Origin of the sequence: Actinomadura miaoliensis, from assembly GCF_039536785.1 — a bacterium.
GTDB lineage: Bacteria > Actinomycetota > Actinomycetes > Streptosporangiales > Streptosporangiaceae > Spirillospora > Spirillospora miaoliensis.
This window is the reverse complement of record NZ_BAAAZG010000017.1, coordinates 132,045-142,624: the sequence shown is the minus strand read 5'-3', so window position 1 is coordinate 142,624 and position 10,580 is coordinate 132,045. Positions and strand designations below refer to the sequence as shown.

General features: G+C 75.4%; 2 protein-coding genes. Both read right to left on the bottom strand.

Features of this window, described 5'->3' with window-relative positions; genetic code table 11:
* Window positions 1-8: 8 nt before the first annotated feature.
* Window positions 9-6,578: an SDR family NAD(P)-dependent oxidoreductase gene (locus ABD811_RS14530; RefSeq protein WP_344946733.1), complete on the bottom strand. Its 6,570-nt coding sequence runs from the start codon at window positions 6,576-6,578 to the stop codon at window positions 9-11.
* Window positions 6,575-10,426 carry an amino acid adenylation domain-containing protein gene (locus ABD811_RS14525; protein ID WP_344946730.1) on the bottom strand — a complete coding sequence of 1,284 codons (3,852 nt, stop codon included), beginning with the start codon at window positions 10,424-10,426 and terminating at the stop codon, window positions 6,575-6,577. Before ABD811_RS14525 ends, ABD811_RS14530 begins: the two co-directional genes overlap by 4 nt.
* Window positions 10,427-10,580: the final 154 nt, after the last annotated feature.

Genomic DNA, 10,580 nt, shown 5'->3' with positions numbered 1-10,580 from the left:
GTTCGGTTTCAGTGCCGGGCGAGCGCCCGGTTGATCAGTTCGGCGACGCGGGTGAGAGCGGGCTCCCGCAGCAGGCCGTAGTGGTCGGCGTCGACGCCGTGGACGTCGAGGGGACCGGCCAGATGCCGTTCCCAGCCCAGGTCGGGCCGGCCGGGCGGGGTGTCGTCCACGCCCATCCCGATGCCGGAGTTGCGGGACGCGGGCCGGTCGGCGCGCACCAGCAACGTGGTGGTGGTCGTGTCGGCGAGGCGTTTCGGGGTGTGCTCGGCGAGGCCGCGCAGGTGCCGTGCGAAGACCTCGATCCGGTCTCTGACGTCGTCGCGGCGGCCGAGCAGCCCGTGCTCGCGCAGCCGCCGCGCGGCCTCCGCGTGCCGGCCGTCCGGGGGCATGCGGAGCAGCGCCGCCCGTGCCCGCGGTGTGCCGACGCCCAGGTCGACGCCGCGGAACGCCTCCAGGGCGCCCAGCAGCCGGACGGTCGCCTCGGCGTCGGCGGCGTCCGGGTCCGCCGCGTCGATCGGGGTGATGTACGTGGGGTCGTTGGAGTCGAGCATCAGCAGCAGGCCGACGGTCTCCCCCTGCTCGTGGAGGAGGCGGGCGACCTCCTGGCCGACGCTGCCGCCCATCGACCAGCCGCCCAGCAGGTACGGACCGGCGGAGTCGCGGCGGATCACGTCCGCGTAGCCGCGGGCGAGGTCGTCCAGTGCCGCGCCGGGCGGATCGACGCCGATCAGCCCGGGGTCGGTGACGGCGACGACGGAGAACCGCTCGTCCAGCAGCCGGGACAGCTCCGCGTAGCACATGACGTCGCCACCGGACGGGTGCAGCAGGTACAGGGTGCGGTCGCCGGTGCCGTCTCTCAGCGGGACGAGCACGTCGTCGGTCACCGTCGCGGACGCGGGGCGTTCGTCCCAGGCGCCGGGCTCGGTGGCCAGGCGCCGCACCCGCGCGACGTATCCGGCGAACACCCTGTCCACCTCGTCGGCGGGCAGGACGCCTTCGACGAAGTCCCACTGCAGCAGCAGTTCGCCGCGCTGGACGAGGACCTGGTGGTCGAGCCAGGTCTGCGGCGTCTGGCTGAGCGCGTGCACCTGCTCCCCGACCCACTGCAGGTCGGGTTCCCCGCCCACCAGGTCCTCCAGCCCGAGCGCGCTGGTGAACACCACCGGCACCGATCCGACCTCGCCGGTGCGCGCGGAGCGTTCGGCGAACAGGTCCAGCGCCGAGTACGCGCGATGGTCGAGATCGGCGAACAGCCGTTGGTGCGCGGCCCGGACGTGCTGGGCGAACGAGCCCGGCGTGCGGCGGTCCACCTCGTGCACCAGCAGCGAGGTGAAGTCGCCGACCACCGCGTCGACGTCCGGGTGCAGCGGCGGCCGGTCGAACAGGGTCAGGGTCAGCGCGAAGTGCGGGGCGTCCGACCAGGCCGCCAGCGTCTCGGCATAGGCGGCCAGCAGCACGGCGGTGGGCGTGGTGCCGCGCCGGGCGGCCTGGCGGCGCAGCGCGTCCCACTCGGCGGTGCCGAGCCTGCCCGTGCGGCGCGCGAATCGCGGCGGCCCGTCGACGTCGGTGACGGGCAGCGGCGGCGGGCCGGGGAGGGTGTCGATGCGGTCCCGCCAGTACGCGGCGGCGCGCCGCCACTCGTCGCCGTCCCGGGCCGCCTCCATCGCCCGCGCGCAGGCGGCGAAGTCCACGCCGATCTCCGGCAGCGCGGCGTCGGGATCCTCGTAGCAGCGGCGGACCTCCCGGTCGATGATCCAGTAGCTTCCGGCGTCGCAGATCAGCACGTCCACGCCGATGAACAGCCGCACCCGGCCGCCGGGCAGGCGGGCGGCGCGGATCTGCACCAGCGGCCACCGGTCGGGCGGCCCCGGGTCGCGGGAGACGCGGTCGCGCAGCCTGGCCAGCCGTTCGGCGCGGACGGGCTCGTCGGCGCCGGTCAGGTCGTGCACGCGGATCCGGTACGGCGGGACGTGGTCGAGCGTCCTCAGGCGGCCGTCGCCGGTGACGATGGTGCGGAGCATCGGGTGCCGGGCGATCACCTTGCGCCAGGCGGCCTCGTACCGGGCCAGGTCCAGGCCGGCGCAGTCGTACTCCAGGTAGAAGTGGCAGGCGATGTCGCCGAGGGCGTAGCCGCCGCCGCGTCCGACCCAGTAGGCGTGCTGCACGCGCGTCATCGGGAACGTTCCGTCGCCCGGTTCGCGGGCGCCGTCGGACGCGGGGGCGGGGGCGGGTGCCGGGCCGGCCGGGCCTTCCAGCAGTTCGGCGAGGCCCGCGACGGTCGGCCGGTCGAACAGGTCGCGGAGCCTCAACTCGACGCCGAAACCGGCGCGCAGCGTGGTCAGCATGCGGGTGGCCAGCAGGGAGTGGCCGCCGAGCGCGAAGAAGTCGGCGTCGGGCGAGGTCACCGGAACGCCGAGCAGTTCCGACCACAGGTCCGCAACGGCGCGCTGCGCCGCGGTCAGGCCCGCGCCGCCCGCGGTCTCGGCCGCGCCGGGCGGCGGGGGCGCGGTGAAGGCGGCCGTGGCCATCCGTTCCCGCAGGTCGGTGGCGGAGACCGCAACCACGGGCGGAAGGACGCCGCGCTCGCCGCTCGCCAGCACGCGGTCCAGGGCGCCCATGCCGGTGCGGGCGTCCAGCGCGTACGGCGTCCGCACCTCGCGCTCGCCGCCCAGCGGGCCGACCTTCCAAACGTCCCACACGACGCTGACCCATCCGGAGCCGCCGTGCGCTTCGGCATAGGCGTCCAGGTAGCGGTTGGCGGCGCAGTACGGCCCCATGCCGATTCCGCCGACCAGCGTGCCCGCCGACGACATCAGCACCACCACGTGCGGCAGCCGGTCGGGCGGCAGCGCGTCCAGCGCCGTCCGCAGCGCCAGCACCCCTGCGATCTTGGCGCGGACGTGCCCGGTGACGTGCTCGGACGTGACGCGCCGCAGCGGTTCCAGGTCGGCGGTGGCGACGACGCCGGCGGCGTGCACCACCACCGCGATCGGCGCCTGCGCGGCGAGTTCGGCCAGCAGTGCCGTGGTCTCGCGGGCGTCGGCGGCGTCCACCTGCCGCACCTGGACGTCCAGGCCCTCGTCGGCGAGCACCCGCAGCCATTCGGCGCGTTCGCCGTCCTCGGGCGGCGCGTTCCTGGACGTGACGACGACGCGCAGCCCCTGCCGGGCCAGGTGGGCGGCGGTGGTCAGGCCGACGTCCCCGAGCCCGCCGATGATCAGGGCGAGGTGCCCCGGCTCGGTCCGCGGCTTCCCGGTCGCCGGACGCCACGGCCGCATGCCGCGGACCCAGCGGTCGCCGCCGCGGACGGCGATCTCCGCGCCGGAGCCGCCCGCCGCGGTCGCGTCACCGAGTTCGGCCCGCAGCGATGCGGCGAGGTCCGCCCGGCCGTCCAGGTCGAGCGCGCGCCAACGCAGCCCCGGCTGCTCCTGGGCGAGGACGCGCGGCAGCGCGAGCGACGCGGCCGCGACCGGATCGGGCCGGTCGGCGCTCTGGACCCGCTGCGCCGACCGGGTGACGTGCAGCAGCAGACCGGGCGGCTCGGCGGCGGCGGCGATGACCTCCGCGACGCGCGCGTGCCGCAGGATCTCCTCGGTCACCGCGTCCGGCTCGTCCGAGCCGTCCGGGCTGTCCGGGCTGTCCGGGCTGTCCGGGTCGCCGCCGTGGGCGAGCGTGACGACACCCGTCCACTTCCCGGCCGAGGCGTCGTCCACGTCCGGGAGGGGGACGGCCTCGGCACCGGCGTCCGTGAGGACGGCGCAGACCTCGTCGACCTCGGTCCGGTGGCGTCCGGCGACGAGCCACCGGCCGTCCAGCCGCTCGACGGGGTCGAGCGGGGCGGTCTGCCGCCACACGGGGATCTGCAGCGGCTCGGTGTCGTCGGGGGCGTCGCCGTCGGCGTGGACGACCGGCCGTTCCGGTGGGTCGATCCACAGGCGGCGTCGTTGGAAGGCGTATCCGGGTGCGGCCACGCGGCGCCGTCCCGGCCGGTGCATGGCGGTGAAGTCGACGTCCACGCCGTGGGTCCACAGCCGTCCGGCGGCGGCCCGCACTCCGGCGAGATCGCCCTCGGCGCAGTCGGCCGCGAGCGTGGTCACGGCCGCGCGCAGCCCGGGCAGGTCGTGCCCGCGTGCGAGGGTGGCGAGCGCGGCGCCCGGACCGACCTGCACGAGCACCACCGGCACGTCGGGTGATCCGCCCACCGTGTCGACGGTCGTCCGCAGCGCCTGCGAGAACAGCACCGGATGCCGGAGCTGACGCACCCAGTGCTCGGCCGTGCCGACCTCGCCGTCGGCCACCGCGCCGGTCACCGTGCTGATCAGCGGGACGGCCGGGGTGCCCGCCCGTACCCGGGCGGCGGCGTCGCGCATGGCCGGCAGCGCCGGGTCGATCAGGCGCGAGTGCGCCGCTCCGTCGAACCGCAGCCGGGTCGGTGCCAGGCCGGTGGCGCGCAGCTCGGCCTCCAGTTCCGCCACCTCGGCGCGCGGCCCGGACACCACGCACGCGTTCGGGCCGTTGACGGCCGCGAGATCGACGGCGGGGTGCCGGGTGAGGAGGGCGCGCGTGTCCCGCTCGGGCAACGGGACCGCCAGCATCGCCCCGTCACCGGCGGCCTCGGCCAGCGCCCTGGACCGCACCGCGATGAGATGCGCGGCGTCCGCCAGCGGCAGGGCGCCGCTGACCACCGCGGCGGTGTATTCGCCCAGGCTGTGGCCGAGCACCGCATGCGGTCCGATCCCCCAGGACTCCAGCAGCCGCGCCGTCGCCAGCGACACCGCGAACAGCGCGGGCAGCCCGTGCACCGCGCCGTGGGCACGCGCGGTGTCGGCCGCCTCGCCTTGGACGACCGTCCGGATGTCCAGGTCGAGGAGGCCGGCGAACAGTTCCGCGCACTCGTCCACGCAGTCGGCGAACACCGGCTCGGCGGCGTACGGCTCGGCTCCCATCCCCGGCCGCGCGCTGCCGCCGCCCGGGAAGGCGAACACCACGCGCGGGGGTGTCGAGACGGGGCCCGCCGGAACCGCCGCCCGCAGCGCGGATTCGAGGGACTCGCCGTCGGCGACCACGGCGGCGAGCCGGTGCGGAAGGTGCTCGCGGCCGGTCTGGAGGGTGTACGCCAGGTCGGCCGTGCCGACGCCCGGCCGTTGTCCGGCCCATGCCGCGAGGCCGGCGGCGGTGTCGCGGAGCGCCCGCGGCCCGTGCGCCGAGAGGATGATCGTGTGCGGTCGCGGATCGCCGTGTTCCGCGGGCGGCCGCTGTTCGGGCGGCGGGCCGACGATGACGTGCGCGTTCGTCCCGCCGATGCCGAACGAGCTGACTCCGGCGAGCTTCGGGCCCGTCCACGGCCGGGTCTCGGTGACGACCTCGAACGCGGACCCGTCCAGCCCCAGCAGTTCGTTGACGGGCTCGGCGTGCAGGGACGCGGGCAGGGTCCCCGCGCGCACCGCCAGCACCGTCTTGATGAACGAGGCGATCCCGGCGGCCGAGTTGGCGTGGCCGATGTTGCTCTTGACCGACCCGAGCCCGCACCAGGCCGGCCCCGTGTCGCCGAAGACGCGGCGCAGCGCCGTCACCTCGATCGGATCGCCGATGCGGGTGGCGGTGCCGTGCGCCTCGACGTAACCGATCTGCCGCGGCCCGACGCCCGCCACCGCCTGCGCCTCGGTGATGACGGCGGCCTGGCCGCGCACGGACGGCGCCGTGAAGCCCGCCTTCGCCGCGCCGTCGTTGCCGACCGCCGAGCCGAGCACGACGGCCAGGACCGGATCGCCGTCGTCCAGCGCCTCGCGCAGGCGGCGCAGCACCACGACGCCGACGCCCTGGGTGTAGACGACGCCGCTGCCGTGCGCGGAGAACGGGCGCACCCTGCCGTCACGGGAGTAGATACCGTCCGCCATGGGCAGGTATCCGCGGCCCTGCGGCACGATCAGCGACGCCCCTCCCGCGAGCGCGGTGTCGCACTCGCCCGACAGCAGCGACTGGGCCGCCATGTGCACCGCGACCAGCGAAGTGGAGCACGTGGTGTTCACCGCGACCGCCGGGCCGGTGAGGTTCAGCCGGTACGCGGCCTGCAGCGGCATGTAGTCGGTCTGCGTCGCGATCGCCGTCTGCAGGCTCCCGGCGGGGTCGGCGCCGCCGCCCGTCGGGTCCCAGCGACCGGCGAGGTTGCTCGCCAGGTAGGCGCTCTGCGCCGCCCCGGCGAACACCCCGACCGCTCCGGCGCCGCGTCCGCCGCCGTGGCCGGACTGTTCCAGCGCCCGCCACGCGCACTCCAGGAACAGCCGGTGCTGCGGGTCCAGCAGCGCGGCCTCGGCGTCGGTGAGCCCGAACGGCTCGGGGTCGAACAGGTCCTGCCCCTCGATGAGACCGGCGACCGGCACGTAGGCGGGGTCGCGGCGCAGCGCCCGGGGGACGCCACCGGCGGCGAGTTCCTCGTCGGTGAGCCTCGTCAGCCCTTCACGCCCCTGGACGAGCATGTCCCAGAACGCGTCCGCGTCCGGCGCCCCCGGGTACCGGCAGGCCAGCCCGATGACGGCGACGGCGGCGTCCGGGTCGGGCAGCGGCTCCCGCCCGCTCATCGCGCGGCCTCGGCGGCCTGCCGGCGGGCGAGCCGGCGGTTGTGCGCCCGGCGCGCCGCCGGGTCGGCGGCGGTCTCCCGCACGGCGTGCCGCTCGGGCAGGGCGACGGCCTGGTCCGTGCGCCGGGCGGTGATCCACGCGGCGAGGTCCCGCACGGTCGGCCTGGTGAACAGGTCGACGACGGACAGGCCGGGATCGAGCCGTTCGGTGAGCCTGGCGTGCGCCCGCACGAGCGTGAGGGAGGTGGCGCCGAGGCGCATGAAGGGGGTGGTCACGTCGACCGGGACGCCGCCGAGCAGTTCGCCCAACGTCTCGGCCACCACCCGCTCGAGCTCCGGGTCGGCCTCGGGTTCGCCCGTCGCTGCGGGCTCCGGCTCGGGCGCCCGGACGGTCTCGGCCGACGGCCGAGTCGGCGGAACCGGTGGTTCGGGGGGTGGAGCGGGTATCGGTGCCGTGACGACGCCGAGTTCGATCAGCCCGTCTGCGGGCAGCCGCTCGTGCAGGGTGACGCCCTGGCCCGCGGCCGCCGCCGACAGCCGGCCGGCCCACTCCCCCGCGGCCGTCAGCGCCCGCGCCGGGGACAGGGTGCCGCCGGAGATGCGCACCGCCACGTCCAGGCCCTGCTCGCCCGCCTGCCTGAGCAGTGCCGCCAGCCCCTCGTCCTGTCCGGCGGGCGGGGCGGCGGGCGGGGCGGCGGGGTCTCGTGCGGGCCGCTGCTCGGGAGGCGCGGCCGCACGCCGATAGGGGTTCGGCAGGGCCGCGTAGTCGATCTTGCCGTTGGCGGTGACGGGGAACTCCTCGAGCCAGAGGATGCGGCTCGGCACCATGAAGTCGGGCACGCGGTCCCGCAGGTGGGCGATGAGCGCGTCGTCGGACGGCGGCTCGCCCGGACCGGCGGCGACCAGGTAGGCGACCAGCCGCGGCCGGTCGTCGGGGCCGCGCACCGACAGCGCCACCGAGTGCCGCACGCCGGGCGCCCGGTTCAGGGCCGACTCCACCTCGCCGAGCTCGATGCGATGCCCGCGGATCTTCACCTGCCGGTCGAGGCGTCCGAGGAACTCGATGGTGCCGTCCGTCCGCCAGCGGCCGAGGTCCCCCGTCCGGTAGAGGCGGCGGCCGAGCACCGGGTCGACGACGAACCGCTCCCGTGTCTGGGCCTCGTCGCCGATGTAGCCGCGGGCCAGGCCGTCGCCGCCGATGTGCAGCTCGCCCGCCTCCCCCACCGGGCAGGGACGTCCACGCCGGTCGAGGATGTGGAAGGACTGGCCGCGCAACGGCCGTCCATACGGGATGCTCGGCCAGGACGGGTCCACGTCGCCGATCGGGTGGCAGATCGACCAGATCGACGCCTCCGTCGCCCCGCCGAGGCTCACCACCCGCGCCCGCGGTGCCAGCGCCCGGATCCTGTCGGGCAGCGTCACCGGGATCCAGTCGGCCGACAGGAACACCAGCCGCAGCGGCGCCAGCACCGCGCGGGCCCGCTCCGGCTCGATCTCGGCGTACTCGACGAGCATCTCCATCAGCGCGGGCGCGGTGTTCCAGACGGTGACGCGGTGGCGTTCCATCAGGTCGAGCCAGTGTCCGGGGTCGCGCTGACGGTCGGCGTCGGGCAGGACGAGGGCGGCACCGGTGCCCATGACACCGAAGATGTCGTGCACCGACAGGTCGAAACTGAACGCCGACAGCCCGAGCACCCGGTCGTCCGGACCGACGGGGAACCGGTCGATCAGGTCGTCGATGGTGGTGCGCGCCGCGCGGTGCTCGATGGCCACGCCCTTGGGACGGCCCGTCGATCCCGACGTGAAAATCACATAAGCCAGATCGTCGGCCCTGGCCGCACGCGGCCGCGCCCGCTCTCCCTCACCCGTCACCCCGTGGACCCGCACCTGCGGGGGCCATTCGACGGCCGACCCCTCGGGGACCAGGGCGGTCCGCACCCCGGCCTGCTCGCACACCGACGCGATCCGGCTCGCGGGCCACGACGGCTCCACCGGGACGTAACCGGCGCCGCTCGCGCACACGCCCAGCAGCGCGGTCACCTGGTCGATGCCCTTGTCGAAGGCGACCGCGACCAGATCGCCCGGCCCGACACCCGAGGCGGCCAGCACGCCGCCGATGCGTTCGGCGCGTTCGGCCAGTTCCCCGTGGGTGAGCCCGCCCGCCGAGTCCAGCAGAGCCGCGTTGTCCGGCATGGCCTGGGCGGCGGCACGCAGCGGATCGTTCAGCAGAGGCCCGGCGTCGCCGAAGGGGCTGCGGTCCAGCGGCTCCTCGGGCAGGAAGGTGGGATCCCAGCCGAATCCCGGATCGTCCCACACGTCCTCCTCGGCGGCGAGCCGCCGCAGCAGCCGCAGGTGGGCGTCGCGCATGCCCGCCACGAACCCGTCGGCGAACGCGCCGTCGACCGCGTCCCAGGCGATGCGCAGCCGTCCCCCCTCCTCGTGGACGATGTGGTCCAGCGCCACCTGCGGTGTCTGCGAGATGCCGAAGACCTCCTCGCCCAGCCACGCGGCCGGGTCGCGCTCCGGGTCCGACAGGCCCACGCCGCTGGTGAACACCACGGGATAGCGCGGTGTCAGCCCGGTCACCCCCGCGTCCCGCAGCACCTCGACACCCGACACCGCGCGGTGCTCCATGTCCGTCCAGAACCGCCGGTTGACCCGCGCCGCGAACTCGCCGAATCCGCGGGTGCCCGCGTCGGGCACCTCGACCAGGATCGTCGAGGTGAAGTCGCCGACCAGGTGCGCCAGCTCCGGGTCGTCGGGCCGGTCGAACAGTGTCGTGTTCAGGCAGAACGGCGCGGACGCGCCCCACCGCGCCAGCACGAGCCCGAACGCGGCCAGCAGCACGCCGGTCGGGCTGAGCCCGCGTCCGGCCGCGCGTCCCCTCAGCGCGCTCCATTCCTCCGGCGACAGCTCGCCCGCCCACCGGCTGAACCGGTGCCGGCGCAGTTCCGCCAGGTCGGTCGCCCATGGCAGCGACGGTCCGGGTGCGAGCGCGTCCGCCCGCCGCCGCCAGTACGCCCGGTCGCGTTCCCTGCGCTCCGCCTCGGCGGGGTCGGCGGCGCGACGCTCGACCAGCTCGGCGAAGGTGATCGGCGCGGCGGGCAGATCGGCCGCCGGGTCGGCGACCAGGTCGCCCCACTCGGCGAGGATCTGCATCCAGCCCGCCAGGTCCAGCGCGAGCACGTCGACCCCGAGGAGGATCCGCGTCCGCCCGTCCGGCAGGAACGCCGCGCGGACGTCGAACAACGGCCACCGCCCCGCGTCGCGCACCTGGTGCGAGCACTCATGGCGCATCGCGGCGAGCCGGGCGTCCGCCTCCCGCTCGCCGTCCGCCCTCAGATCCACGACCTCGATCTCGTATTCGTCGACCGTGGGAAGGACGTGCTGCCGCCCCTCCCCGTCCACGATCATGCGGAGCATCGGGTGGTGGGCCACCAGCCGGTTCCACGCGGCGGTGAGCCGGGCAAGATCTCTCTCCGCTCCCTCCGGCCCGGGCACCCGGTCGTACTCGCGGTAGTAGAACGTCGCCACGCCCCCGAGCGGGAACGCGGGATCCCGCCCGATCCAGTACGCGGCCTGCAACGGCGTCAGCGGGAATCCCTCGTCACGCTCCCCGGGCTCGGCGCCCCCCGTGGCGACGCTGCGGACGGTCGCGTTCCCCAGAAACGCCGTCATCGGCAGATCCAGTCCCAGCTCCCGCAATCTGCGACGCAACCGTACGGCGGTGAACGAGTCCAGCCCCAGCACGGTCAGCGGCGCATCGGGATCCACCGCCTCGACACCGAGCACCTCGGCCACCACCCCGGCCACCTCATCGACCCCGACAGTCAGGGACGAAGACGACACCTCAAACATGACTCCCCTTCACCAGGAAGCAGGATGAACACGATAACGATTATCATATTCCTACACATCGGGACCATCCTGCCCCTCCCGGAGGAGCCGGGCGGAGACAACCGCACGGGTGGCGTGGACGTCTCCCTGGGCAAGGGGGAGATGC